Below are 23,728 nucleotides of genomic sequence, written 5' to 3'. Positions count from 1 at the left end.
CTGCGCGTTTTGTACATGTTGAAAAGGGTGGAGGTTTATGCGACACACCGCTTCAGGCCCGCGATGCGGGTAATCAGCGGTAAGTGACGGTTAAAGAAATTGACAAAGCGGCCCACAACCAGTGCCGATACGATCGTACCAATGCCAAGGCCTTGCAGCGGATGCTGGAACACGACCGACAGCACGCAGGCAAGCAGCACGAGCGAAACATCAAACCCGATCTTGATCGAGCCAAAGCGCTTGCCACTCACTCGGGTGATGGCTTTGACCACGCCTTCACCGGGGACCATCAGCACATCGGGTGCGACCTCGATGCTGATGCCCAGGCCCAAAATCGCGCAGCCCAGCAGCAGCGCAATCGCCTCGCTGACCAGATTGGTGGGTTCAAACCAGGTCAGCAGGTTCATGCTCCCGTCGATGCAGGCGCTGAAAATCAGGTTGACCGCAATTTGCAGCCACTGAATCGGATGAAACTCTTTACGCAGCAATACGAACTGTCCGATGATAAACAGCATATTAAACGCAAATGTGATCTGCCCGAAGGTAAACGGGAACGCAAAGCTGAGTACATAGGGCACGCTGGAAATTGGCGAGGTGCCCAGCGCAGCTTTGGTGATCAGCGCGACCCCAAAGGAGTTGAGGAGTACGCCAAACACAAACCACAGATAACGGTGCATAAAGGTCTTCATTCGTCTTCCATTCCTTCCAAATTTAAAATAATCTGCCGCAGGATACGCACAAACTGTTCCTGTTCGGCCGGGCTAACGCCCTGCCAGGCCTGCGCGTCCACCTGCGCAAACACGGCGCATACCTCGGCCGCTTTTTGCCGGCCTTTGTCGGTCAAAAAAATACGGACCGTGCGCTTGTCGTCCTCTCCGGCGTCCTTGCGCACCAGACCGGCATCCAGCATACGGCCCAGCAGACTGGTCACCGTTGACTTGTCCAGCACGCATCCCTGCCCGATCTCTTTTTGGGTGCAGCCGTCGTGGGTAAAGAGAAACTCCAAAATTTTCGGCTGGCCGGGCAGTAATCCCCCGGCGCAAACTCGCCGGGATATGGTCCGGTGAAACCGGCTTTGTCCAATGAGCATCCAGTAGTGCAGTCCGATGTCTTGCATGGCGCAGCCCCCTGTGCGGCAATTTAGTTTGCATTCAAACTATATTCGAGTATAGGCAATTTTTCCGCATTTGTCAATGGCTTTTGGGCGGTCATTTTGCACAAAAACGCACATCCTGCGACGGGTACGTTGCAATTTGCCGGTCGCTATGCTAGACTGTATTATAAGTATCGTTTCACAGAAGGGACTTTGCGCATGTCTGAAAAAAATACTATGACACGCAACGCCATGCTCTTTTTGCCGGCCAAGGTGCTCGAAGGTGTACTGCTGCTGCTCATGTCGTCGCTGTACACCCACATCTTCACCAAGGATGCGGCAGGTGCATTTGGCTTTGTGCAGCAGACCATGAACTTTGCCTATCTGCTGGTCGCGGCCTGGATGGCCAATTCCTCCACCCGCTATGCGGCTGAGGAATTCAAACGCGACAAGGCAAGCGGCCTGCTGTCGACTATGACGGTTGTGTATATCCTCATGGGCGTGGTCGGCGTGGCTTCCTGCGCCGTGCTGGGCGCCGTGACCGGCGACAGCCGTTTTCTGCCGGGCGCGGTGATGTTCTGCACCTATACCGCGTTTACCATTCTGATCAATACCTTGGTACAGCTCGACCGGGTACGGCCAGCGATTTTGTTTTCGCTGGTGTCGGCGTCCTTAAAGCTGATTGTCGCCATTGTGCTGGTGGGCGGGAAAAGCAATTTCCCCGACCCTACGCCCGGTTTTATCGCCAACATTATCGCCGATGGCGTGGGCGCACTGGGCGCGGTGTTTGCGCTCGGGATGCCTTCGGTCGTGCGTTTCAAGCGCGCTTCCCGGCAAATGCTGAACAAGCTGCTCGCCTATGGCGTGCCGCTGATGGGTGTTGCCCTGTGTTCGGGGCTTTTAACCCTGTTTGACCGCTTCTATATCTATGGTGTGTTCGGCGACGCAACGGGCGGCATCTATTATTACAACAGTTCCATTCCGAACTCGGTGTTCACCATGCTGTCAGTAGGCGTCTTGCGCGGCGTGTATCCGGCGGTGCTGCGTGCCTGGAACGAGCGCAGCCACGACGAAGCCAAGGTGCTGCTGGGCGCCGGGGTACGGCTGTATCTGCTGGTGGCCCTGCCCGCAGCGTTTGGTCTGGCCGCGGTTTCGACCACCTTCTGCCGGGTGTTCTTTGCCGAAGGCTATGATGCAGGCGCGCCGGTCATCTGGATGACCGCGTTTGCGATGGTCTTTATGGGCCTGACCGAATACGCCAACAAGGGCTATGAACTCGAACAGGACACCAAACCAGTGCTGTCCAACTGCGCGATCGCTATGGCGGTCAAGATCGTATCCAGCATCGCGTTTGTGCATATGATGGGCTTTACCGGTGGCGCAATGGGGTCGGTGGTTGCATTTGCGACCTATTTCTTCCTGACCGCTTTCCGGGTGCGCAAGTATTTTATGTGGCGTGTGCCGCTCGGCTCGTTTGTCCGCATCCTGGGCAGCGCCATTTTGTGTGGCGCGGCGGCGCTCGCTTGCTGCACACTGCTGCCTTGCGGCAATCTGCTGCGGCTGGTGTGTGCCATCGTGGCGGGTGCAGGTGTGTATGCGCTGTGCCTGATTCTTTCGGGCGAAGCCAAAGAGGAACTCGGCTGGTTTTTGCGAAAACTCAAACGGCAATAAAAAAACGCGGGATATATCCCGCGTTTTTTATTTTTCCTCTGGACAAAACAGTTCATCGACCGTGGTGCCCAACACCCGGGCCAGCTGAAATGCTAGGGTGAGTGTGGGGTCATACCGGTTGTTCTCGATGGCATTGACCGTCTGGCGGGTCACGCCGCACTGTTTGGCCAGTTCCTGCTGGGAGAGTCCCAATTCCTTGCGCCGCTGATGAATGGTATTTTCCACATTCAGCCCCCGTATTTCCGCTTATAATAGAGCAAATTTGCAAAATAAAGCATGGCGATGATGGTGAGCAGGACAAACGGGTTGATCGGCTCGGCCGCCTGATGATACACCGCACCGCGCACGAAGTTTTCCACCATACAATACAGCAGGTAGGCGACCAGCGCCGCCAGTGTGTTGCTGCTCGCGCGCTGCACAATCATCCGCCGCCGCTCATCCCCCTGCCGGCCCACCGAAACGACCAGCGCTACATCCAAAGCGGCCAGCGCAAACAGGAAAAACAGCCCCAAAATCATCCAGGTATTCATCGTGATCCCTCCGTTCTTTTCCGCCAAAGTGTCAAATTTTTTTGACACTTTGAGTGTACGACATCAGCTTTATAATGTCAAGAAGATTTGACATATTTGTTATAATCAAATTTAATTTGTTTGATCTCCTGCATTTCCTCTTTTCAAACTGCACAAAAAGGCGTATACTTTTTTGGGTAAAAGAACGATTCCCGCGTTGCGGGTTTGGGAGGGGTTTTGTGTGAATTATCTTCGTCAGCTTGGCATCCTGCTGGCTATCTGTGTGCTGGGGGATGTCCTTTCGGTGCTAATCGGCAAGGTCTTGCCCGGCAATGTACTGGGCATGATGCTGCTTTTGGTCCTCCTCGGTGTGCGGCTCATCAAATGCCGCCAGGTGGAACATGCAGCGGACTTTTTTCTGAAAAATATGGCCATTTTCTTTTTGCCGGTCAGCCTGGGCATTTTGGGCCTCTATGCCGAACTGCACAGCCAACTGGCGGCCATTTTGGCCGTATGCCTGATTACGACCTTTTTGACCGCGTTTGCCACGGCAGGCACCGTTCATCTGGTGCTGCGCTTGCAGCAGCGCAAAGCAGCGCAGAAAGGGGGCGACCGGTAATGCGCGAAGCATTGACCACCCCAGCGGCTTTTCTGGCGCTGACTCTCATTGCCTTTACCATCGGCCAATGGATCAATGAAAAGACCGGTTCGCCGATTGCCAACCCGCTGCTCATTGGCTGCATCCTGGTGGGCGTGGTATTGGTCGTATTCGACATCCCGCTCGAGGAATACAACGAAGGCAGCGGCTTTTTGACCCTGTGCCTGACCCCAGCGACCATTGCGCTGGCGGTGCCCATCTACCGTCAGCTCGAAGTGCTCAAAAAACATCTGCTGCCCATTCTGGCCGGGGCCTTGGTCGGGTCGCTCGTGTCGATCGGCAGTGTTTATGGATTGGGCAAGCTGTTCGGCCTGGACGGTAAGTTAATCGTTTCCCTCCTGCCCAAGTCGGTGACTACCCCCATCGGCGTGGCACTGAGTGAGTCCATGGGCGGCCTGACGGCGGTCACGTCGCTGGCTATCATCTTCACCGGCATCGTAGGCGCGGTATTCCTGCCCGCCTCGCTCAAGCTGCTGGGCGTCAAGCATCCGGTCGTAACCGGTATTGCCATCGGCACCTCCTCGCACGCGGTCGGCACCTCGCGCGCGCTTGAACTCGGCGAAGTCGAAGGCGCCATGAGCGGCCTTGCCATCGGCATCGCGGGTTTGATTACCGCTGTGGTCATCTCGGTTGGCTCGGCCATTCTTCTATAAGAAAAACCGCCCCGGTTCTCTTGGTAAACCGGGGCGGTTTTGCATGGGTACGCGTGAGGAAGCACTCATGCATTTTATAGGAAAGTTCGGATGCGGGCAAATTTAGCGAAGGCCGAGTGCCGCCATGACCGACGCCAAATCCAATCCCGTGCCTTCGGGCAGGGTCACCTGGCTGAAGCTGCCGATGCCGATGGGCGAGAAGATCACATACACACCAATCAGGCAGATGATCGCCAGCACCGAGATGGGCTTGGCGTACTTCCAGGGCGTCAGATCGACCGCGCCGGCATCTTCCAGCACAAAATCGGTTTCGCGCGGACTGATCTTGGTGATGACGGCCATGATGACCAGGTTGACGACAAACAAGACAGCCAACACATACAGGTAATGCACGGTACGCGGCACGACGAATTTGGAAGCGCCATACAAAATGACGTGCGCAACCAAGGACACCTTGACCGCCTTGGCCGGGGTACGCTTGGTGAAGAAGCCCAGCAGTACAGCCGCAATGATCGGTACATTATAGAAACCAAAGCATTCCTGCAGGAAGTCGTACAGGCCAGAGGGGGCGAACGACACCAGCGGCGCTACACCGATCGACACAATAGCCAGCACGGTACCGAATTTTTTGCCGACTTTGACCAAATGGGCATCGGAAGCATTGGGATTGAAAATCGGACGATGGATATCCAGTGTATACAGCGTGACCGAAGAATTGAGCGCCGAGTTAAAGGACGACAGGATGGCGCCGAACAGCACGGCCGCGAAGAAACCGAGCAGCCACTTGGGCATGACTTCGATAACGAGTGCCGGATATGCCAGATCGGCATTGCTCAGCAGACCCTCCAGAGTCGCGTCGTCGTAATGGCCGGCCAGCGCCATGCGGAAGGACAGCAGGCCGCAGATGGTGATAAAGAACGGTCCCACCAGCTTGAGGAACGACGTGATGATTGCACCCTTCTGTGCTTCCTTGAGGTTTTTCGCGCCAAATGTACGCTGGATGATCGACTGGTTGGTGCACCAGTAGAACAGGTTGTTGACGACCATGCCGGTAAACAGGATGGGCCACGGGATCATGGGTGCCTGTGCATTGGCCGGATTGAGGGAGGCAAACTTTTCACTGGGCAGGTTCTGAACAAAGTCCATGAAGCCGGCGCCGATGTCGCCATTGCCCAAAAAGGCCAGCGCAAAGATCGGAACCATAAAACCGCCGATGATCAGGCCGATGCCGTTGATGGTATCCGACACGGCAACCGCCTTCAGGCCGCCGAAGATGGCATAAATCGCGCCGATCACGCCAATCGCCAGAGCGGTAATCGTCACGCCGGTCAACTGGCTGACGCCGAGCAGGGTATCGATGCCGAACAACTGGTTAAAGACCAGGGCGCCCGAATACAGGACGGTGGGCAGGTAGGTCAACAGATAGCCCAGCAGGAACAGGATGGAAATGATACGCTTGACCGTTTTGTCGTAGCGCTTTTCCAAAAACTCAGGAATGGTGGTAAGACCTGCCTTCAGGTATTTGGGCAGGAACACGTTGGCCAAAATAATCAGCGCAAAGCATGCGGTGGCCTCCCAGGCCATGGGGCCCATGTTGGTGCGGAAGGATTGCCCTGACTGACCGATGAGCTGCTCAGTAGACAGATTGGTAAGCATCAGCGAGCCTGCGATCACGCCTGCTGACAGGCTGCGCCCGGCCAGGAAATATCCGTCCTGGCTGGTCAGATCTTCCTCGCGGGTCTTCCACCAGGAGATCAGGGCAACCAGCGCGGTGAAGCCCACAAACGTCAGTAAGATGAACATGTACTTTCTCCTTTCTCTCTTTTCGGGCGGTATTTTCTCGAATCCAGCCCGATTTTGCGTATAAAAAAGCAAGCCTGCCCTCTGCCTCACATCGGCAGGCTTGCTTTTTCGTCTTATTTTGGATACTGCGTCTATGCGGGATGGGAATGCCGGAAACCGCTCGATTCCGGCGCTTTAGATTGCAACGACCTTGCCGCTTTTCCACGCCTCGGTGGTGGCAAAACCGATCTTGGTGGAGGCGGTACCGTCGTACACGCTCACGCCCGGCTTGCGTCCGGTCAGGGCACAATCGACGAATTCCTCCATTTCCAGACGGTAAGCGTCTGCAAAACGCTCGCCGAAGTTCTCGACGCATTCGGTCACGACACCGTTCGTATCATACAGCACCGCCAGATTTTTGGCCGGTACCGGGCTGACCCGAATCGAGCCTTCGGTGCCCACGATCTCGGTTTCGATGTGGTAGCCATGAGGTGCGGTGCGGCCGACATGGATGGTACCGATGGCGCCGTTGGCAAAGCGATAGGTGGCCACGCCCGTTTCGTCGTCGCCCGCTTCCTTGAACTCCGGATGCTTAAAGGTCGCACCCAGCGCATACACTTCGGTCGCCTCTGCGCCCAGGAACCAGCGCATCAGGTCAATGTCATGGATGGCCATGTCGATGAAGATGCCGCCCGAGGTGTGCGCAAAGCGGATGGAGCCTTCGACCAGCGCTTCCGGGTCAATGCCGGTCGCCTTGACCAGATAGGGTGTACCGATGGCGCCGGCTTCGATCTTCTTCTTGGCGTAGGCGTACGACGGGTCGAAGCGGCGCATGAAGCCGAGTACAAACGTCAAATCGGGATGGCGCTCGACCGCCTGCTCGGCCAGCTGGCACTCTTCCAGCGTAACGCCCAGAGGCTTGTCGGAAAAGACATGCTTGCCGGCATCCAGCGCTGCGGCGATCTGCCAGCAGTGCTCGGACGAGGTGGTGACGATGGCCACCGCGTCAATGTCCGGGGTTGCGATCATTTCGTTAAAATCGGTATACACCTGGGTGACGCCCAGTTCCTTCTGGGCATATTCCAGTTCGGCCGGCACGATCGAGCAGGCCGCTACCAGTTCGGCGCCCGGGATCTTATTGGCCAGATTGTTTGCATGCACCTTGCCCAGACGGCCCAGGCCCGCGATGCCGACTCTTAATTTCTTCACAATGATTCCTCCCAAATCGTAGAAATCCCGGAATTTTTGCATTTTTCGGAACTTTGCTGTTGCTTTTTTCATCGTTGCTCATTGTATTTCCAAACGGCAAAAAAGTCAACAAATCCGCGGATTTTTCAGAAAAATGCTGTCCTGCCCCGCCGGTTTTTTATGGAATGTGCCCGGTTTGCGGCGGGCGGATGCAGGCTTTTTTCTGTGCCCTGTGCCTTTTTTATGTGACAACTTGTATCCATGCTGGTATACTGAAAGCATCCGATTCCGAGAGGTGTGCTTTATGAAACCAACCATCCGTTCCCTGGCGCGCATGTGCGGCGTATCGCGCGGCACAGTCGACCGGGTCCTCAACGACCGCCCCTATGTCAAACCCGAGGTGCGCCAGCGCGTGCTGCGCGCCGTGCAGCAAACCGGCTATGTTCATCCGTCCGCCCGCGCCCAGGCGGGCGCACACGCGACCCATATCGGCTTTTTGATGGCCCAGTGGGAAAATACTTATTTCCGCGAACAGACCACCCGCGGCATCCGCCGGGCCGAGCGGTATCTGCGGCCGGGCGAACTGAAACTGACCGTGGAAACCATGGGCAGCCGGTCAGAAATCGAATATTTACAGCGCATCGACCGGCTGCTGGACGCCGGGGTGGACGGCATCCTGCTCAATGCAGCCGACACCGCGCTGCTGCGCGGCAAAATCGACGAGCTGGCCGCGCGCGGTGTGCCGGTGATGACGTACAATTCCGATCTGCCGTCCAGCCGCCGGGTGTGCCATGTCGGCCAGGACCTGGCCAAAAGTGGCCGGGTAGCTGCCGGACTGTTGGCCAGGCTGCTCGGTCCGCAGGACACCGTTTTAGCCGTGACTGGCAACCTGGAATTTCGCTCGCACCGCAGCCGGGTGGAAAGCTTTTGCCGCCATCTGGAAGGGTTGGGGGTGGCCGGGGAGCGGCTGACCCTGCGCGAATGCTTTGAACGCTATGACCTGACCTATCAGGCGGTGTGGGACGCTTTACAGGCCGACCCGCGCCTGCGCGGCATCTATATGGGCACCGAACATGTGCCTGCCTGTATCGATGCCATCCGCAAGGCCCGTCCCCGGCACAAAATCCATGTGATCGTCAACGATCTGACGCCCATGGCTACCCGCTATCTCAAAAGCGGCGACATCGATTTTGTCATCGAGCAGGACTTTGCCGCCCAGGCCTATGAGGCCATTCTGGTGCTGTATGCCCTGCTCGCCCACGACCGGCCGCCCAAAAAGCCGGTGCGCTATGTGACCACCAGCATCTATACCCGGGAACTGCTGGAAACGTCCTTCCCCTGACCCGGCCGCTGTGCTATAATCAGGTTGTGTAACAACAAAAGGAGGACCCCGGCATGTTGGATTTTTGGCGCGGCTTGCTCGAACGTTGGCGGCTGCGCGTGGTGTCGTTTGCCAAGTGGGTGCTGTTTGCCTGCATCGTCGGCGGTCTGATCGGCGTGGTGGGCGGCGGTTTCCATGAGGCGGTCAACTGGGCGACCGCATACCGCGAGGCCCATCCCGGACTTTTGTATCTGCTTCCGCTGGCCGGTCTGCTCATCTGGGGGCTGTACCGCCTGTGCGGATTTGCCCGCGACCCGGGCACCAATTATGTGCTGGTCGCGGTGCGCGAAAACGCGCCCCTGCGCCTGCGCACGGCGCCGCTCATCATCGCGGCGACCGTCATCACCCATCTGTTTGGCGGCTCGTCCGGCCGGGAAGGCGCGGCGCTGCAAATGGGCAGCTCGATTTCCGATTTTATCGGCCGCCGCATGCGGTTAAATGCCAAGGATGAGCGCATCCTGATGATGTGCGGCATGGCCGCCGGATTTTCCGCCCTGTTCGGCACGCCGCTGGCGGCTGCCATCTTTGCCATGGAAGTGTGCAGCGTGGGCGTGATGTATTATGCCGCGCTCTTTCCCTGCATGCTGTCCTCGCTGGTAGCCAGCCTGGTGGTGCGTACCATGGGCGGCCATGCGACCGCCTTTTCGCTTGCCGGTGCGCCCGGCCTGACCGCCCTGTCACTGGCCCAGGCGGCAGCGCTCGGCCTTTTGTGCGCCGCGGTGTCCATTCTGGTGTGCACGGTGTTTGGTGTGACCGCCCGGTTTTTCGGCCGCTATATTCCCCGCCCCTGGGTGCGGGTCTGTGTGGGCGGCGCGGCGGTCGTGCTGCTCACCCTGCTCACCGGGGTGCGCGATTATAACGGCGCGGGCATGGATATCATCACCCGGGCGGTCGAGGCTGGACAGGCCCAGCCCGAAGCCTTTTTTCTCAAAATCATCTTTACCGCGGTCACGCTCGGCTGCGGCTTTAAGGGCGGCGAAATTGTGCCCGCCTTCTTTGTAGGCGCGACCTTTGGCACGTTTTACGGCGCTTTGCTCGGCCTGCCCGCCGGCTTTGCCGGTGCACTGGGGATGACGGCGGTGTTTTGCGGCGTGACCAACTGCCCGCTCTCGTCCATTCTGCTGGCCTATGAGCTGTTCGGCGGAGCCGGACTGCCGCTGTTTGCGCTGTGCATCGCGGTCAGCTATATGCTGTCCGGTTATCGCGGCTTGTACAGCGAACAAAAGATCATGTACTCCAAATACAGCGCCGAATTCGTGGACCGCCGCGCCGGCGACTGAAAAAAACTGCAAAGGAATGTGGATCTATGAACCCCAAAGACCTGACCCTTTATGTGATTACCGACCGCACCTGGCTGGATGGTGCACCGCTCGAAGACGCGGTGCGGGCAGCCATTGAAGGCGGCGCGACCATTGTACAGATTCGGGAAAAACATGTCACGACCGAAGAATACATTGCCCGGGCAAAGCCCATCCAGGCGGTGTGCCAGGCCTATGGCGTACCGCTCATCATCAACGACTCGCTGGACGTGGCCAAGGCGCTCGGCGCAGGGGTACATCTGGGCGCGTCGGACGGTGACATCGCCGAAGCCCGGCGGGTGCTCGGCCCGGACGCCATCGTAGGCGCGACGGCCAAGACCATCGAGCAGGCGCAGGCGGCTGAGCGCGCGGGAGCCAACTATCTGGGCTCGGGCGCGGTATTCGGCTCCACCACCAAGACCGACGCCAAGCCCATGCCGATCGAGCAGTTTGCCGCCATCTGCCGGGCGGTTTCCATCCCGGTGGTGGCCATCGGCGGGGTATCGGCCGACAATGCCATGCAGCTCAAAGGCACCGGCCTTGCCGGTCTGTGCGTCATTTCGGCTGTATTCGGCCAGCCCGATGTCAAGCAGGCGGCCGAGCGCCTGCGCACCCTGGCCGGGGAGGTGCTCGCATGATCGCAGGCGCGATTTTTGATATGGACGGTACTCTGCTCGACTCCATGCAGGTGTGGGACCAGCTTTCCCAGCGGTATCTGGACAAGTTTGGGGTACGCATCACGGCCACCGACTATGCCGCCCTGGAAGCCTGCACCCAGTATCAGGGGGCGCAGTATTTCTGCGACCGGTATCCGGAGATCACCGAGACGCCTGCCGAGGTCGCACGAGGCATGGATGCGCTCATCTGCGCGCGGTATGAGGCTCTGGCCCGCCCGCGCGAGGGCATCTATGAACTGTTGGACGCGCTGCGCGCACGGGGCGTGCGCATGGCGGTCGCCACGCTGACCGACCGTCATCACGCGGAAAAAGCACTGCGTGACCGCGGGATGCTGGAATTTTTCGATTTTCTACTGACCATTGACGACGTGGGCGTAGGCAAGCGCGACCCGAAAATCTATCAGGATGCTGCCAAACGGTTGCAGCTCTCCCCCGAGCGCTGTCTGGTCTTTGAGGATGCGCCCTATGCGGCGCAGACGGCCAAACAGGCCGGTTTTCCGGTGTGCGGCGTGTGCGAGGACCGGTATGCTGCCGGTCGGGCCCAGCTGCGGGCAGCCAGTGACTGGCTGGTTTCGCACAGCTTTTCCGAGGTGCAAGACAGTATTCTGAAAAAAACCCAAAAAACCTTGGCGTAACGTCAAAAAAATGGTTGCATTCTTGTAAAGATTTCGTTAAAATAGAGGGAGCGTTTCCGGCTGCATGGGAAAATTTTTCCGATGCAGCCTGATTTTTCGCCCATTTGCTTTGGTAAAAAAGGAGGCTCCTTCTATGGATGCGTCGCAAAACAAAATGGCTACCATGAAAATGGTACCGCTGATCTTCTCCATGGCGCTGCCGGCGATGATCTCCATGCTGATCAACGCCCTGTACAACATTGTGGACAGCATCTTCGTGGCAAAGTATTCCCAGGATGCCCTGACGGCGGTTTCGCTGGTGTTCCCACTCCAGCAGCTGGTCATCGCCATCGCGGTGGGCACGGCCGTGGGTGTCAACTCGCTCATTGCCCGCCGGTTGGGCGCTAAAATGCAGGAGGATGCCGACAGTGCCGCCGAACACGGCATTGCGCTTTCGGTCGTTGGCGGTGTGGTCTTTATCCTCATCGGCTTTTTCCTCAGCCGCGCCTTTCTGTCGGCCTTCACCAACAAGGCAGCCGTGCTCGAACAGGCGGTATCCTATTCGCACATCGCGGTCGGCCTGTCCATCTTCCTGATGATCTCGGTCATGTGCGAAAAGGTGCAGCAATCGACCGGTAATATGATCATCCCCATGTGCCAGGGTCTTGTGGGCGCGATCGTGAACATCATCTTTGACCCGCTGCTCATCTTCGGCATTGGGCCCTTCCCGGAGCTTGGCATCGTCGGCGCTGCGCTGGCGACCATTTTGGGCCAGTTTATCGGTATGCTGATCGGCCTGTGGGGCGTTTTCCGGCATCAGAAGGTCCTGCGTGTGCGTATGCGGGAGTTCCGCTGGAAGGCTGCCACGGTGCTGGATATTTACCGCGTCGGTCTGCCGGGCATCATCATGCAGAGCGTTGTGTCGGTCATGACTTCGGGCATGAACATCATCCTCATCCGTTTTTCCGACATCGCCGTTTCGGTGCTGGGCATTTACTTTAAACTGCAAACCTTTATCTTTATGCCGGTCTTTGGCATCAACCAGGGTGCGCTGCCCGTTCTGGGCTTCAACTATGGCGCACGCAACCGCAGCCGCCTGATGAGCGCCTATTACGTATCCCTGGTCGGAGCGTTTGCCATCATGTTCCTGGGACTGATTATCTTCCAGTTCCTCCCCGAGCAGATGCTCATGCTGTTTGCCGACACCAAAAATGCAGCGGCGACCGCCGAACTGTTGGACACCGGCATCCCGGCCCTGCGCACGATCAGCTGGTCGTTCCTCTGCTCGGCCTTTGGCATCATCAATTCCACCATGTTCCAGGCCATTGGCCGCGGCATGGCCAGTCTGATCGTTTCGGTCTGCCGCCAGCTGGTCATCATCCTGCCCGCTGCCTGGCTGCTCGGCAACCTGTATGGCCTTGCCGCAATTTGGTGGGCGTTCCCGATCGCAGAAGTGATCGCTGTAATCATCTCCTATGCGCTGCTGTACCACGCGTATCGTGTGGACCTCCGCTTTTTAAACAGTTCGCAGCAAGCATAAAAAAAGAACCCGGTATGGTTTGAACCGGTCCAGTAAAAATGGACAGTGACAAAAACCCCCTGATGTAGGAAAATAGACTACATCAGGGGGTTTTGTCATGGAGAAACGAAAATACACACACATTCAAGTGCTGTTGCCAGAAATCAAGGCTATGCTGGCAGCGGGGAAAACCCAGCGGGAAGTTGCAGAATATTACGGTTTTCAGGATAAGCAGGTGATAAAAAGTCTACTTAAGCGTGAACGGAGGAAAGAACGTATGTTAGAAGCTGGCATCCTTGCGCGGCCCCAAGGGCGGCCAAGAACAAATGCCGCACCAAGAGATATTGTAACCGAGCAGGCACATGAGATCCAGCGACTTCGTATGGAGAATAAACTGCTGCGGGATTTTCTGCACTGCATAGGAAGGAAGTGAGGGCAAAGGTAAAATATCACATCATATATCGTCACAGAGCAGAGTATCCCGTGGCAGTTATGTGCAAATTCTTTGGAGTATCCAGAAGCGGATACTATGCCTTCGTCCATCGCCTTGGTAAGCCGGAGAAGGACGCAGCTCTTGCAGAACTAATTGGACAACAGCGGGAACGCAGCTTCCGCACCTACGGCTACCGGCGGATGTGTCTATGGCTGAAGAACCAGAATATTTTCTGTAATCCAAAAACAGTGCTGCGAATTATGAAGAAATATGATCTGCTCTCAGAAATCCGCCGACGCAGGAAATGGCAGCAGATGGGGCAGCAGCTCCACAAGTACGAGAATCTGCTAAGCAGGCAGTTTCAGGCCGACAAGCCCAACAGCAAATGGGTAACGGACATCTCCTACATCCACACCAGGCAGGGCGTACTGTACCTGTCCATGATCCGGGATCTCTATGACAACAGTATTGTGGCTTACAAAACCGGAACGGAACAAACGGTGAATCTGGTTCTGGACACCATTCGTCTGGCAATGAAGCAAGAGAAAAAGAGGGTCGCTGCGGAGTTGCAGCTCCACAGCGACCAGGGTGCTCAGTACGCCTCACAAGCATATTTTGAGCTAACTCAAACATACGGCATTACGCCGTCTATGTCAAGACGTGGAAATCCTTATGACAACGCTATGGCGGAAAATTTCTTCTCTATCCTCAAAACAGAGTGCATCTACCGCCACAAACCGGCTACCTTCTCGCAAGCCAATGAAATGATTGACCGCTACATCTACTTTTACAACCATGAGCGCATCCAGCTAAAGACTGGAGAAGCGCCGCTTACGCGACGCCTCTCCGCTTAAAACTCAATCTTTCCTACCAGGGCTCTTTTTTGTACTGTCCGCACAATCTGGGGCAGTCCAGTTTCCCATACCGGGTTTTATTTGTTTTATACGCCGACTTTGTACTTTTCAATGGCGTCTTCTACGCCTTCGTGCTGGCTCTTCTTGCCGTACTGGTCGACCTTCATGCGGCTCTTGGGCTCATGGGTCAGGCTGCCGGCGCCGCCAATGCAGCCGCCCGGGCACGCCATGCCTTCGATGAAGTTCTTGCCCAGCTTGCCAACCTTAGCCTTGAGCAGAGCGACCTTGCATTCTTCAATGCCGCTGCAAATCTCGGCCTTGACTTCAAAGTCCAGGTTGCGCTCCTTGGCGACTTGCAGCACCGCCTCGGTCAGACCGCCCGAACGGCCAAAGACACGACCGAAATAGGACGCATCGTTGATCGGGGTCTCGTCCATATCCGACAGGTTGATCTCCTTGGCGTCGATCATGGCCTGCAATTCTTCAAAGGTCAGCACGCAGTCGATCCACATATCGACCGTGGGCTTGCACTTTTCTTCCTTCTTCGCCGTGCACGGCCCGATGAAGATGGTCTTGACCGGAGTTTCGGCATTGATCTTGATGAACTTGCCGATCTCGGCCATGGGGGACAGGTTGTGCGAAATGTTGTCCGCCAGTTCGGGCATCTGCTTCTGGATGTACGAAACAAAGGCCGGGCAGCAGGACGAGGTCAAAAAGCCCTTTTCGGCCAGCTCCTGTGCTTCCTTGTCGGCAACCATATCGGCGCCCATTGCGGCTTCGACGACATAGTCGATACCGAGCGCACGGATACCGGATGCCACCTGGCCGAGCGAGCAGCCTTCAAACTGCGACGCGATGGCCGGTGCCACGATGGCTGCGACCTTGTAATTGCGTTCGCCAAAGCGGTCGACCGCGTTGTGGATGAGGTTGATAGCATCGACCATGAACGACTTGTCCATCACCGCGCCAAACGGGCAGGCCGATACACAGGCGCCGCACGAGATGCACTTATCCGGATTGATCTGCGCCTTCTTTTCCTCGTTCATGGCAATTGCGCCCACCTTGCACGAGCGTTCACACGGACGCACATGCTCGGTAATCGCACCATAGGGGCAGACCTTGGCGCAGCGGCCGCATTCGATGCAGGCATCCAGATCGATGACAGCACGGCCGTTTTTGTCCTTGGAAATCGCATTCTTGGGGCAGTTCTTGATGCAGCGCTGGGAAATACAGCCGCGGCACGATTCGGAAACGGTGTAGCGCTCAACCGGGCATTCGTCGCAGGCGATCGGGATAACTTCGATCACGCTGGGGTTGCGGCGGTCGCCGCCCATCGCCAGACGGACACGCTCCTGCGCAATGGCGCGTTCCTTGTAGATGCAGCAACGCATGGTAGCCTTGGGACCCGGCGAGATGATCTTCGGAATCTCATAATAAGACTCCATCAGGTTGCCGTCAAAGGCACGAATGGCAACTTCCTTGAGTACGCGATACTTGAGCAGCTGCACATCGGTTTCAAATGTTCTCATCTTCTTTTTCATTCCTCCACTTTCATCAACATGAACTTAACTCTTCCTTCTCTTTCCAAACTCTCTCTATTGCATCGCCCGACCCCAAAACGGGAATTCAGACGTTTTGCGCTTTGTACTTGGCGACCCCTTCTTCATAGAGGTTGCCGCCCACACAGTCCATAGACACGATGGCGGTAAAGCCTTCCACGGTCAGCCGCTTGACCGATTCGCAGCCCAGATCGTCATAAGCGACCACTTCCAGGCCCTTGATCGAGTCGGCTTTGACTGCACCTGCGCCGCCGATCGCGACCATATAAACCGCGCCGTTGCGGCGCATGGCCTCGAGTACACCCGGACCGCGTACACCCTTGCCGATCATGCAGCACAGCCCGGCATCGAGCAGTGCCGGTGCATAGGGGTCCATGCGGCCCGAGGTGGTCGGACCGACCGAACCGATGACCTGGCCGGGCTTGGCCGGGGTCGGGCCTGCATAATAGACGGCTGCGCCGTCCAGATCAAACGGCAGGGGGGTGCCCTCCTGCATGGCGGTCACGATGCGCTTGTGCGCGGCATCGCGTGCCGTATATAAGGTACCGGTCAGGGTCACGGTATCGCCCGCGCGCAGCTTGGGCGCCATGGCCTTGAGGTCTTTTGTATGTAAATCATAATGTGCCATTGGGATTCCCTCCATTGCGCGCCGGTTTGACGCTCCGCAAAACATCGTCCAGAGCCGTATGCCGTTCGGGTGCCGGAGCCGGTGGATTTTTTTCGGTCGGAGTCTCCGAACCGCTGCCCAGCCGGTTGAGGATCTCCTCGGTGCGGCGGCGCGCCTCATCGGCGGCCTGCTGGGTGCGGCGCAGGGTGTTGCTGTATTCCTGCCGCGTGTTTTCCAGTTCGCGCTTCATGGCCTCGATGCGGCGTTCGGCATCGGCTTCGATCTGGGCCGCATGCTTTTGCGCCTGCTCTTCGAGTTCCTGTGCGCGCCGGTGGGCACACAGCTCGATCTCGGCCAGATGGTCGCGGGCGGCGGTATATTCGTCCGACCGTGCTTGCAGCTTCTGATTTTGCTCCCGCAGGCGGGCACACTCGCTTTCGAGCGTCTTATACTGCGTATGCAGCTCCTCGTAGCATTCGTTTTGTACGGTGGACTCCTCGCCGGCCAGCGCGAGCGAACGGTCGCGCTCGTCCAGATCGGCCTTGGCCTTGTCCAACTCCATAGTCATCTCGCCCAGACGCTCGAGCAGCCCGGCGTTCTTCTGCGTCAGCTCAGCTACTTTTTCAGCCCGGTTCTTGGCGTCCTGTTCGGCCTTGTCCAGTTTGTCTTTCAGTTCTGCGATTTCCTGCGCATGTTTTTGCGCGGCCTCTTCGATATATTTGAGCACATCGTCGCGCTGGAATCCGCCGACGACTGCGCTGCGAAAGCCGATCTCCAGATCGCCCATAGGAGGCCCTCCTTTTTCTGTTCCCAGGTGTTTGTTTAATTTCTGTCAATCCTATTATAACAACGCCCTGAGCCGTTGACAAGTGGCAATGGGCGAGAAAAAAACCAATTTCCGTTGCATTCCTTGTGCATGCATGCTATATTTATATGGAATTGAAAGTTAAAAAGGAGAAACCGTCATGTTAAGCGTCAACGACTTCCAGGCGGCGGCCGGCCGTCTGAAAAATGTGATCCATACCATTCCGCTTTCCTCGTCCAAGACCTTTTCGGAAATGTCGGGGGCGGAAGTGTATCTGAAATATGAAAACCAGCAGAAAACCGGTTCGTTTAAGGTGCGCGGCGCGTACAATAAAATCATGAAGCGCTATGAAGAAGGCGGTCTGTCGGCAGTCGTTGCGTCGTCGGCCGGCAACCATGCGCAGGGCGTGGCCTTTGCAGCCAGCCAGATCGGCGTCCCGGCGACCATCGTGATGCCGCGTTCGACGCCCATCGCCAAGGTGTCGGCCACCGAAGGCTACGGCGCCAAGGTCGTGCTGCACGGCTCCATCTACGACGAAGCTTATGCCAAGGCGTGTGAGATCGTCGAGCAGGAGGGCGCGGAGTTCATCCACCCCTTTGACGACGAAGATGTCATGGCCGGACAGGGCACGATCGCGCTGGAGATTTTGTCCGACCTGCCGACTGTCGATATGATTTTTGTCCCGGCGGGCGGCGGCGGCCTGATTTCGGGTGTTGCGGCCTGCATCAAGCAGATCAATCCGCGCATTCAGGTCATCGGTGTTCAGGCCGAAGGCGCCAACGCCATCGTCGCATCGTTCGGCAAGGACAAGGTCCAGCCCTCGACCTCGGTGCACACCATCGCCGACGGCATCGCGGTCAAGACCCCGGGCGAAAAGACCATGGCTTACATCAACCAGTACGTCGACCAGATGGTCACCGTATCCGATTCCGAGATCGCGGGCGCCATCCTGCTGCTGCTCGAACGCACCAAGCAGGTGGTCGAGCCTTCGGGCGCTGCCCCGCTGGCCGCTGTCCTCAACCACAAGGTGGACATCCGCGGCAAAAAGGTGTGCTGTGTGCTGTCGGGCGGCAACATTGACGTGTCGTTCATCCACAAGGTGGTCGAAAAGGGTCTGGTCACCCGCGGCCGTCATTTGAAGTTCTCGACCATTATGCCCGATGCGCCCGGTTCGCTCGAACGGTTTGCGCATCTGGTGGCCGAGCAGAATGCCAATGTGATCCTCTTCAACCACGACCGTGTACAGGCCGATCTGGACATCGGCGACGCCATCATCCATGTGGTGTGCGAGGTCGGCGGCAAGGAGCACGGCAAGCGCCTGCTGGACGTGCTGCGCAAAAACGGGTACACCATTTTGGCGTAAATGCAAAAAGCCTTCCCAAATCGGGAAGGCTTTTGTTATGCGTTTTTTAAGAGGCTGCATTATGCTCTCGGGATGCTGCGATGTCATCCGCATCAAAATCGGTGCCGCAGTAGCAACCCCTGGCGTATTCGGTGTGCGTTCCTGCTCCATCCTGTACTGTGATTTTCGCCTTGATATAGAGATAGGGAGCATCGTACGCATCTAGGGCAATGCGGCCAGATGCTGGAAGCCCGTTTGCTTCCGGCTCGCTGTCTGCAATCTGCTCGGCCGAGGTAATCACAAAATCTTCCCCGTACTGAATCGCCGTGATGACCGCGTTTTTGTCCTCTTTATCCCAGGTATAGACCAGGCTGTCCGAAGAAGTCGCGACCGCCGGCCCGGGATAGGTATCGAGCGCGGTGGTTTCCGGCTCGACCGGGCCTACATCAAAAACCAGACGGCCGATCTTGCGGTGTACCTCGCTCCCATCGGGCTGATGCAAAATCACCTCTTCGCAGGCCGCTGTACCCTGCTGCGCCGCCGAAAGCGTCAGGCTCAATCCGTCAAATACCATACCATCCTGCTGAGCCGGTGCCCCCGGTTCGACCACCTCGGCATCGATCACTTCTATCGGGCAAAAGTCATCCTCAAACACGAGTTCGACCGCGCTCGCCTGCTCAAGTGCAGGGTCTTTGGTTCCCTCTGGACGAAACGAGGTGAGCATCAGCGACCACTCTTCCCCTTCGGCTAGGGCAATATAGCCTTCCATCCAAGCAAAAAACGGGGTATTTTCCAACGCATTCTGCCCAGGTGCGGCCACCTGCGACGCCGGGCTGCATCCCGCGCCCAAAAGAGCGAATATCCCAATGAGGAACTTCCAGTTGCATGTTTTTCTCATGTCATTCACCCTTTGTTATTGATAAGCCTCCCATTTATCTTCTCTTTTGTAATAGCCAAAACCAGCAGGATACAAGCCACCCCTTTCGCCCATGCTGCAACCGCAGCGGAATCATCCTCTATTGTGACTTGTTTTCGCAAAAAATAGCGGTCGACTACTCCGTTTCTGCATTCTTCCACCTGAATCACAGTATTTTCTTCCGGTTGTTCTAAGGGCTTTGCATAGATTTCATAATCACCATTTGGATAATATGTCGCCGTTATATAGCTTTCTGCTGTCATATACCCTATGATGATATTATCCTTATATTTTGTGATTTCCCCTGCTTCTTCCATACCAGAAATGTTAAGATCCCACAATAACTCTTTATTGTACTGTATGATATCTCCAGGTAATACGCCAACTTGGTTGTCCTCTACTGCTACTCTTCGCAAGTCTTCATACGAATAATTGATTTCATCCAAGCTATAAGGTACAGGAATTGAATCATCACGTACAAACTCCACCAATTCAATCGGAGTCGCCGAATCCGGTTCTTGTCCCTGGGTATCGGAAACTGCCATCGCACAATTTGACGATAGAATCGTCATAATCAACAGGCCAGAGATAACTTTTCTTAGCATAAACTCGCTCTCCTCTTTATACTCTGAAAAGTTACTACATTTTTATTCTTGAATATATTTCACTTCCTTCCTTTTTTTGATTGTATCGCATTCATAGTTGCAATTCAATACCATTTATTTGTTCACCTTTCCGAATGTTCGTGGTTTATCACACTTTTCTTTTGCTTTTTGGTCAAATCCCGCATGGAAAATGTGTACATGTTGCGTAAATTTGGTTTTGGCGGCCCCGCCCGCTTGACGCTGCCCGCTTACATTGATATAATTTTGACAAAACGGTTATTTTAGAAGAATGAGGAGGAGTTTCCCATGGATTACAAAGCTTTATACAGCCAGAAACTGACCACCGCCGACGAGGCTGCTGCGGTCGTAAAATCGGGTGACTGGGTCGATTACGGTTGGTGCGTTGGCACCCCGGACGCGATCGACAAGGCACTGGCCAAGCGGCTGCCCGAACTGACCGACGTCAACTTCCGCGGCGGTGTTTTGATACGCGTGCCCGAGATCTACAAGATCGAGGACCCGGCAGCGCACATGACCTGGAATTCCTGGCACATGTCGGGCATTGAACGCAAGTTCATCTCCACCGGTGCTGGTTTCTATGCTTCGATGCGTTATTCCGAACTGCCGCGCTTCTACCGCGAAAACATCCGTCACGTAGACGTTGCGTTCCTGCAGGTTGCACCGATGGACGAGCACGGCTTCTTTAGCTTTGGCCCGCAGGCTTCCCACCTGCGCGCAATTTGCGACGTAGCGGACAAGATCTATGTCGAAGTCAACACCAATATGCCGCGCTGCCTGGGCGGCATGGAGGACTGCATCCATGTTTCCGAAGTGACCGGCATTGTTGAAGGCGACAACCCGGGTATGCCGCAGATGGGCTCCATCCCGGCAACCGACGTAGACCGCAAGGTTGCCGAACTGATCGTGCCCGAAATCCCGAACGGTGCTTGCCTGCAGCTCGGCATCGGCGGTATGCCCAACACCATCGGCGCGATGATTGCAGACTCTGACCTGAAGGATCTGGGCGTTCACACCGAAATGTATGTCGATGCGTTTGTCGACATCGCGATGGCAGGCAAGATCACCGGCCGTCATAAGAACATCGACCGCGGCCGTCAGGCATACGCGTTCGCTGCCGGCACCCAGAAGCTGTACGATTATCTGGACAATAACCCCGAATGTGCATCGGTCCCGGTTGACTACACCAACGATGTCCATGTCATTGCGGGCATTGATAACTTCATCTCGATCAACAATGCGGTTGACATCGACCTGTACGGCCAGGTAAACGCCGAATCCGCAGGCACCAAGCAGATCTCGGGCACCGGCGGCCAGCTGGACTTCGTCATGGGCGCATACCTGTCCAAGGGCGGCAAGAGCTTCATCTGCCTGGCATCCACCTTCAAGCAGAAGGACGGCACCATCGCATCCCGTATCCGTCCGACGCTGGCCAATGGCTCGATCGTCACCGATACCCGTTCGGCAACCCACTATGTCGTAACCGAGTACGGCATGGTATGCCTCAAGGGCAAGTCGTCCTGGGAGCGTGCTGAAGCGCTCATCTCTATCGCGCACCCGGACTTCCGCGAACAGCTCATCGCAGACGCTGAAAAGATGAACATCTGGAAGCGTTCCAACAAGCGCTAATCGATGACCATCCGGTCTTATCGCACCCTTCCGCCGGAGGCGGTGGCTATCCGGCAGGCGGTCTTTGTCGATGAGCAGGGCTTTGCCGAGGAGTTTGACGGCACCGACCGCGAGGCGGTGCATCTGGTCCTGTTTTTGCAGGATACCCCCACCGCGACCTGCCGGTATTACTGGAACCCGGAACAGGGCTGTCATGCCATCGGTCGTCTGGCCGTGGTACGGACCCATCGCGGACAACAACTGGGCGCTGCCATGCTGCGCGCTGCCGAGGAGCAGATCGCGCAGGCGGGCGGAACCCAGGCGGCGCTGGCCGCACAGATCCGCGCCCAGGGTTTTTATGAAAAACAGGGCTATCAGCCCCACGGTGCGCCCTTCGACGAAGAAGGCTGCCCGCATATCTGGATGCGCAAAGCGCTGTAAATCGCTGCATAAAAAAAGCGGACAGGCATATACTATCCTCGAGGTGATGAACAGATGGAACCCATTTCTTCCCGCGAGGAAACACTGTACGACTGCGTGCAGAGCCTGCTTTCAGCCGAGCCGCGCGCCAAAGAATACTATCTGGCGCTCAATGAACGCGAACAGGGTGAAGTCATCCTGCACGCGGACAGCATCTGCTCCTATGAGCGCCTGCAAAATTTCGTTTCCGGGCTGCGTGCCTGAATTTCGAGTTTCCCTAAGGGACCGGTCTTGCCGGTCCCTTTTTTATGTTTCCAAACAAAAAAAGAGCCCAAAGGGGCTCTTTTAGGAGAAAAAGAACAAAATAAAACCATAGATCACGCTGGCTGAAATGCCATACACCAGCACTGGTCCGGCGATGGTGAACAGCTTGGCCGCCATGCCGAGGATCAAACCTTCGCTTTTAAACTCCATGGCCGGGGAGACGACCGAGTTGGCAAACCCGGTGATGGGGACAATCGTGCCCGCGCCCGCGTATTTGGCGATCTTGTCATACAGGTGCAGACCGGTCAGCAGCGCACCCAAAAAGACCATGGTGATGGCGGTCGCTGCGGCGCTTTGTTCGGTGTCCAGTCCGCGCGTTTTATAGAACGTCGAAACCGCTTCGCCCACCACACAAATCAGGCCGCCGATCAGTCCGGCCAGCAGCATGTCCCGTCCGAGCGGCGACGGCGGCGATTCTTTCTTGAGCATGTACTGATATTCGGTGCGGTTGAGTTTCATGGGGATGGCCTCCTTTGCAGTGCCCGCCGCAGCGGGCCAACGATTGCACAAGGCTAGTTTGTCCCTTTTTTCCACCGCTATGCACCCGAAAATCAGCCGTGTTCGGGCAAATTTGGCAAATTTTTTTCGAGTTCCAGCAGGCCCTGCACGGTGCGCCGCCCGCGCGCATCCAGTGCGCGGAAGCCGGCCAGCAGCGTGCGTTCTTCGTCGGTCAGTGGCTCGGCCAGGTCCGGGCAGTCGCTGCGCCCGATGAGATAATCGACCGAAACCCGGAAATGGGCTGCCAAAATGTCGAGCGCTTCCAGTCCGGGCTGCCGCTTGCCCGATTCGTACATCGAATACGCTTCCCGGCTCACGCCCAGCAGACCAGCTACGTCATTTTGCGTCTGTCCCGCCGCCAACCGCAGCGGTTTTACCCGCAGCGAACCCGCCATATCGGTCCCCTCCTATCTTGCGTTTTCTTTTATGGTATCATAGCTTGGGCTGGTGTGCAAAGCCCTCCCGCCATCTTTCCCGCACAAAAAGTTTTCCCACTTTCGCTTGACAAAGTGGAAAGCAGCGCCTATAATAGCACCATAAGGCAAAACCGTTGACAAAGACGAGTAGCCCGGAAGCTGTCCTTTTAGAGAGCCGCAGATGGTGGAATTGTGGCAGGTGCAGGCCGGTGTGAATGGACTTTGGAGGGCAAGGCGAAAGGAAATATTTCCGAGTATCTGCGCCGGGTTCCCCACCCGT

At 56.7% G+C, this 23,728-nt stretch carries 27 protein-coding genes; 14 read left to right on the top strand and 13 right to left on the bottom strand.

The features are described 5' to 3' along the window. Positions 1–35: 35 nt before the first annotated feature. A complete protein-coding gene (locus EFB11_RS15765) occupies positions 36–689 on the bottom strand; it encodes a YczE/YyaS/YitT family protein (protein WP_122791248.1) in 654 nt (217 codons plus the stop codon). Continuing rightward, positions 686–1,117 (bottom strand): MarR family winged helix-turn-helix transcriptional regulator, encoded by a 432-nt coding sequence (locus tag EFB11_RS15760; RefSeq protein ID WP_122791247.1) that lies wholly within the window; start codon positions 1,115–1,117, stop codon positions 686–688. The genes EFB11_RS15765 and EFB11_RS15760 overlap by 4 nt, the downstream gene beginning before the upstream one ends. Before the next feature lie 195 nt (positions 1,118–1,312). On the opposite strand from EFB11_RS15760, the gene EFB11_RS15755 reads away from it, so the two are divergent. Further along, a complete protein-coding gene (locus EFB11_RS15755; RefSeq protein ID WP_122791246.1) occupies positions 1,313–2,764 on the top strand; it encodes a lipopolysaccharide biosynthesis protein in 1,452 nt (483 codons plus the stop codon). A gap of 27 nt (positions 2,765–2,791) precedes the next feature. Here the strand turns inward: EFB11_RS15755 and EFB11_RS15750 are convergent, their stop codons facing one another. Next, a complete protein-coding gene (locus EFB11_RS15750; protein ID WP_122791245.1) occupies positions 2,792–2,989 on the bottom strand; it encodes a helix-turn-helix transcriptional regulator in 198 nt (65 codons plus the stop codon). Between the two features lie 2 nt (positions 2,990–2,991). Then, the gene (locus EFB11_RS15745) at positions 2,992–3,294 is read right to left on the bottom strand and encodes a hypothetical protein (protein ID WP_122791244.1); all 303 of its coding nucleotides are present in this window, start codon (positions 3,292–3,294) and stop codon (positions 2,992–2,994) included. 220 nt (positions 3,295–3,514) lie between these two features. Here EFB11_RS15745 and EFB11_RS15740 point away from each other — a divergent pair, with 220 nt between their 5' ends. Both EFB11_RS15740 and EFB11_RS15735 read left to right on the top strand, forming a co-directional pair. Next, on the top strand, positions 3,515–3,892 hold the full coding sequence (locus EFB11_RS15740) for a CidA/LrgA family protein (protein WP_164706811.1): 378 nt from the start codon (positions 3,515–3,517) through the stop codon (positions 3,890–3,892). Then, the gene (locus EFB11_RS15735; RefSeq protein WP_122791242.1) at positions 3,892–4,584 is read left to right on the top strand and encodes an LrgB family protein; all 693 of its coding nucleotides are present in this window, start codon (positions 3,892–3,894) and stop codon (positions 4,582–4,584) included. Before EFB11_RS15740 ends, EFB11_RS15735 begins: the two co-directional genes overlap by 1 nt. A 102-nt stretch (positions 4,585–4,686) precedes the next feature. On the opposite strand, the gene EFB11_RS15730 is transcribed toward EFB11_RS15735, so the two are convergent. Together EFB11_RS15730 and EFB11_RS15725 are read right to left on the bottom strand one after the other, a co-directional pair. Then, positions 4,687–6,387, bottom strand: coding sequence for a solute:sodium symporter family transporter (locus tag EFB11_RS15730; protein ID WP_122791241.1), 1,701 nt, complete (start codon positions 6,385–6,387; stop codon positions 4,687–4,689). A gap of 174 nt (positions 6,388–6,561) precedes the next feature. Further along, positions 6,562–7,575: a Gfo/Idh/MocA family protein gene (locus EFB11_RS15725; protein WP_122791339.1), complete on the bottom strand. Its 1,014-nt coding sequence runs from the start codon at positions 7,573–7,575 to the stop codon at positions 6,562–6,564. A 283-nt stretch (positions 7,576–7,858) separates the two neighbouring features. Between EFB11_RS15725 and EFB11_RS15720 the strand changes: the two genes are divergently transcribed. The 7 genes from EFB11_RS15720 (at position 7,859) to EFB11_RS15690 (ending at position 14,330) form a co-directional block, all read left to right on the top strand. After that, the gene (locus EFB11_RS15720; RefSeq protein ID WP_164706810.1) at positions 7,859–8,896 is read left to right on the top strand and encodes a LacI family DNA-binding transcriptional regulator; all 1,038 of its coding nucleotides are present in this window, start codon (positions 7,859–7,861) and stop codon (positions 8,894–8,896) included. Between the two features lie 53 nt (positions 8,897–8,949). Continuing rightward, the gene (locus EFB11_RS15715; protein WP_122791239.1) at positions 8,950–10,215 is read left to right on the top strand and encodes a chloride channel protein; all 1,266 of its coding nucleotides are present in this window, start codon (positions 8,950–8,952) and stop codon (positions 10,213–10,215) included. Positions 10,216–10,241: 26 nt separating this feature from the next. Then, positions 10,242–10,871: a thiamine phosphate synthase gene (gene thiE / locus EFB11_RS15710; RefSeq protein ID WP_122791238.1), complete on the top strand. Its 630-nt coding sequence runs from the start codon at positions 10,242–10,244 to the stop codon at positions 10,869–10,871. Then, on the top strand, positions 10,868–11,545 hold the full coding sequence (locus EFB11_RS15705) for an HAD family hydrolase (RefSeq protein WP_122791237.1): 678 nt from the start codon (positions 10,868–10,870) through the stop codon (positions 11,543–11,545). Before thiE ends, EFB11_RS15705 begins: the two co-directional genes overlap by 4 nt. A gap of 133 nt (positions 11,546–11,678) precedes the next feature. Continuing rightward, a complete protein-coding gene (locus EFB11_RS15700; protein WP_122791236.1) occupies positions 11,679–13,064 on the top strand; it encodes an MATE family efflux transporter in 1,386 nt (461 codons plus the stop codon). Positions 13,065–13,161: 97 nt separating this feature from the next. Further along, positions 13,162–13,476, top strand: a complete 315-nt coding sequence (locus tag EFB11_RS15695) for an imidazolonepropionase (RefSeq protein ID WP_122791235.1) — start codon at positions 13,162–13,164, stop codon at positions 13,474–13,476. Between the two features lie 50 nt (positions 13,477–13,526). Then, positions 13,527–14,330, top strand: coding sequence for an IS3 family transposase (locus EFB11_RS15690; protein WP_243115175.1), 804 nt, complete (start codon positions 13,527–13,529; stop codon positions 14,328–14,330). Between the two features lie 86 nt (positions 14,331–14,416). Here EFB11_RS15690 and EFB11_RS15685 read toward each other — a convergent pair whose 3' ends face one another. The 3 genes from EFB11_RS15685 to EFB11_RS15675 form a co-directional block, all read right to left on the bottom strand. Next, positions 14,417–15,859 (bottom strand): monomeric [FeFe] hydrogenase, encoded by a 1,443-nt coding sequence (locus tag EFB11_RS15685; protein WP_243115243.1) that lies wholly within the window; start codon positions 15,857–15,859, stop codon positions 14,417–14,419. Between the two features lie 97 nt (positions 15,860–15,956). After that, entirely contained in the window at positions 15,957–16,517 is a 561-nt protein-coding gene (locus tag EFB11_RS15680; RefSeq protein ID WP_122791233.1) for a FumA C-terminus/TtdB family hydratase beta subunit, read from the bottom strand. After that, positions 16,504–17,283, bottom strand: a complete 780-nt coding sequence (locus EFB11_RS15675) for a hypothetical protein (protein ID WP_122791232.1) — start codon at positions 17,281–17,283, stop codon at positions 16,504–16,506. Before EFB11_RS15675 ends, EFB11_RS15680 begins: the two co-directional genes overlap by 14 nt. A 178-nt stretch (positions 17,284–17,461) precedes the next feature. Between EFB11_RS15675 and ilvA the strand changes: the two genes are divergently transcribed. Continuing rightward, a complete protein-coding gene (gene ilvA / locus EFB11_RS15670) occupies positions 17,462–18,664 on the top strand; it encodes a threonine ammonia-lyase (protein WP_122791231.1) in 1,203 nt (400 codons plus the stop codon). Between the two features lie 46 nt (positions 18,665–18,710). On the opposite strand, the gene EFB11_RS15665 is transcribed toward ilvA, so the two are convergent. Both EFB11_RS15665 and EFB11_RS15660 read right to left on the bottom strand, forming a co-directional pair. Continuing rightward, positions 18,711–19,541 carry a hypothetical protein gene (locus EFB11_RS15665; RefSeq protein WP_164706809.1) on the bottom strand — a complete coding sequence of 277 codons (831 nt, stop codon included), beginning with the start codon at positions 19,539–19,541 and terminating at the stop codon, positions 18,711–18,713. 5 nt (positions 19,542–19,546) lie between these two features. Beyond that, positions 19,547–20,164, bottom strand: coding sequence for a hypothetical protein (locus EFB11_RS15660; RefSeq protein WP_122791229.1), 618 nt, complete (start codon positions 20,162–20,164; stop codon positions 19,547–19,549). A gap of 306 nt (positions 20,165–20,470) precedes the next feature. Between EFB11_RS15660 and EFB11_RS15655 the strand changes: the two genes are divergently transcribed. From EFB11_RS15655 to EFB11_RS15645, 3 genes are read left to right on the top strand one after another with little or no spacing between them, the layout of a single operon-like run. Continuing rightward, positions 20,471–21,811 carry a butyryl-CoA:acetate CoA-transferase gene (locus tag EFB11_RS15655; protein ID WP_122791228.1) on the top strand — a complete coding sequence of 447 codons (1,341 nt, stop codon included), beginning with the start codon at positions 20,471–20,473 and terminating at the stop codon, positions 21,809–21,811. A 3-nt stretch (positions 21,812–21,814) separates the two neighbouring features. Continuing rightward, entirely contained in the window at positions 21,815–22,231 is a 417-nt protein-coding gene (locus EFB11_RS15650) for a GNAT family N-acetyltransferase (protein ID WP_122791227.1), read from the top strand. A gap of 54 nt (positions 22,232–22,285) precedes the next feature. Next, entirely contained in the window at positions 22,286–22,474 is a 189-nt protein-coding gene (locus tag EFB11_RS15645) for a hypothetical protein (protein ID WP_122791226.1), read from the top strand. Between the two features lie 81 nt (positions 22,475–22,555). Here the strand turns inward: EFB11_RS15645 and spoVAC are convergent, their stop codons facing one another. Both spoVAC and EFB11_RS15635 read right to left on the bottom strand, forming a co-directional pair. Beyond that, positions 22,556–22,993 carry a stage V sporulation protein AC gene (spoVAC, locus tag EFB11_RS15640; RefSeq protein WP_122791225.1) on the bottom strand — a complete coding sequence of 146 codons (438 nt, stop codon included), beginning with the start codon at positions 22,991–22,993 and terminating at the stop codon, positions 22,556–22,558. A gap of 92 nt (positions 22,994–23,085) precedes the next feature. Further along, complete coding sequence (locus EFB11_RS15635) at positions 23,086–23,427, bottom strand: helix-turn-helix domain-containing protein (RefSeq protein ID WP_122791224.1); 342 nt, start codon at positions 23,425–23,427, stop codon at positions 23,086–23,088. Positions 23,428–23,728 lie beyond the last annotated feature (301 nt).

It is taken from the genome of Intestinibacillus sp. Marseille-P6563, from assembly GCF_900604335.1.
Lineage (GTDB): Bacteria > Bacillota > Clostridia > Oscillospirales > Butyricicoccaceae > Butyricicoccus_B.
Note: the sequence above shows the minus strand (reverse complement) of the source record. Positions and strands in the feature narration are given on the sequence as shown.

Bases quoted from the DNA above. Each gene is read 5' to 3' on its own strand.
- spoVAC (WP_122791225.1), bottom strand. From the start codon at position 22,993: ATGAAACTCAACCGCACCGAATATCAGTACATGCTCAAGAAAGAATCG.
- EFB11_RS15715 (WP_122791239.1), top strand. From the start codon at position 8,950: ATGTTGGATTTTTGGCGCGGCTTGCTCGAACGTTGGCGGCTGCGCGTG.
- EFB11_RS15665 (WP_164706809.1), bottom strand. From the start codon at position 19,541: ATGAGAAAAACATGCAACTGGAAGTTCCTCATTGGGATATTCGCTCTT.
- EFB11_RS15695 (WP_122791235.1), top strand. From the start codon at position 13,162: ATGGAGAAACGAAAATACACACACATTCAAGTGCTGTTGCCAGAAATC.
- ilvA (WP_122791231.1), top strand. From the start codon at position 17,462: ATGTTAAGCGTCAACGACTTCCAGGCGGCGGCCGGCCGTCTGAAAAAT.
- EFB11_RS15675 (WP_122791232.1), bottom strand. From the start codon at position 17,283: ATGGGCGATCTGGAGATCGGCTTTCGCAGCGCAGTCGTCGGCGGATTC.
- EFB11_RS15645 (WP_122791226.1), top strand. From the start codon at position 22,286: ATGGAACCCATTTCTTCCCGCGAGGAAACACTGTACGACTGCGTGCAG.
- EFB11_RS15760 (WP_122791247.1), bottom strand. From the start codon at position 1,117: ATGCAAGACATCGGACTGCACTACTGGATGCTCATTGGACAAAGCCGG.
- EFB11_RS15735 (WP_122791242.1), top strand. From the start codon at position 3,892: ATGCGCGAAGCATTGACCACCCCAGCGGCTTTTCTGGCGCTGACTCTC.
- EFB11_RS15685 (WP_243115243.1), bottom strand. From the start codon at position 15,859: ATGAGAACATTTGAAACCGATGTGCAGCTGCTCAAGTATCGCGTACTC.
- EFB11_RS15720 (WP_164706810.1), top strand. From the start codon at position 7,859: ATGAAACCAACCATCCGTTCCCTGGCGCGCATGTGCGGCGTATCGCGC.
- EFB11_RS15650 (WP_122791227.1), top strand. From the start codon at position 21,815: ATGACCATCCGGTCTTATCGCACCCTTCCGCCGGAGGCGGTGGCTATC.
- EFB11_RS15660 (WP_122791229.1), bottom strand. From the start codon at position 20,164: ATGCTAAGAAAAGTTATCTCTGGCCTGTTGATTATGACGATTCTATCG.
- EFB11_RS15745 (WP_122791244.1), bottom strand. From the start codon at position 3,294: ATGAATACCTGGATGATTTTGGGGCTGTTTTTCCTGTTTGCGCTGGCC.
- EFB11_RS15680 (WP_122791233.1), bottom strand. From the start codon at position 16,517: ATGGCACATTATGATTTACATACAAAAGACCTCAAGGCCATGGCGCCC.
- EFB11_RS15655 (WP_122791228.1), top strand. From the start codon at position 20,471: ATGGATTACAAAGCTTTATACAGCCAGAAACTGACCACCGCCGACGAG.
- EFB11_RS15765 (WP_122791248.1), bottom strand. From the start codon at position 689: ATGAAGACCTTTATGCACCGTTATCTGTGGTTTGTGTTTGGCGTACTC.
- EFB11_RS15700 (WP_122791236.1), top strand. From the start codon at position 11,679: ATGGATGCGTCGCAAAACAAAATGGCTACCATGAAAATGGTACCGCTG.
- thiE (WP_122791238.1), top strand. From the start codon at position 10,242: ATGAACCCCAAAGACCTGACCCTTTATGTGATTACCGACCGCACCTGG.
- EFB11_RS15755 (WP_122791246.1), top strand. From the start codon at position 1,313: ATGTCTGAAAAAAATACTATGACACGCAACGCCATGCTCTTTTTGCCG.
- EFB11_RS15730 (WP_122791241.1), bottom strand. From the start codon at position 6,387: ATGTTCATCTTACTGACGTTTGTGGGCTTCACCGCGCTGGTTGCCCTG.
- EFB11_RS15705 (WP_122791237.1), top strand. From the start codon at position 10,868: ATGATCGCAGGCGCGATTTTTGATATGGACGGTACTCTGCTCGACTCC.
- EFB11_RS15635 (WP_122791224.1), bottom strand. From the start codon at position 23,427: ATGGCGGGTTCGCTGCGGGTAAAACCGCTGCGGTTGGCGGCGGGACAG.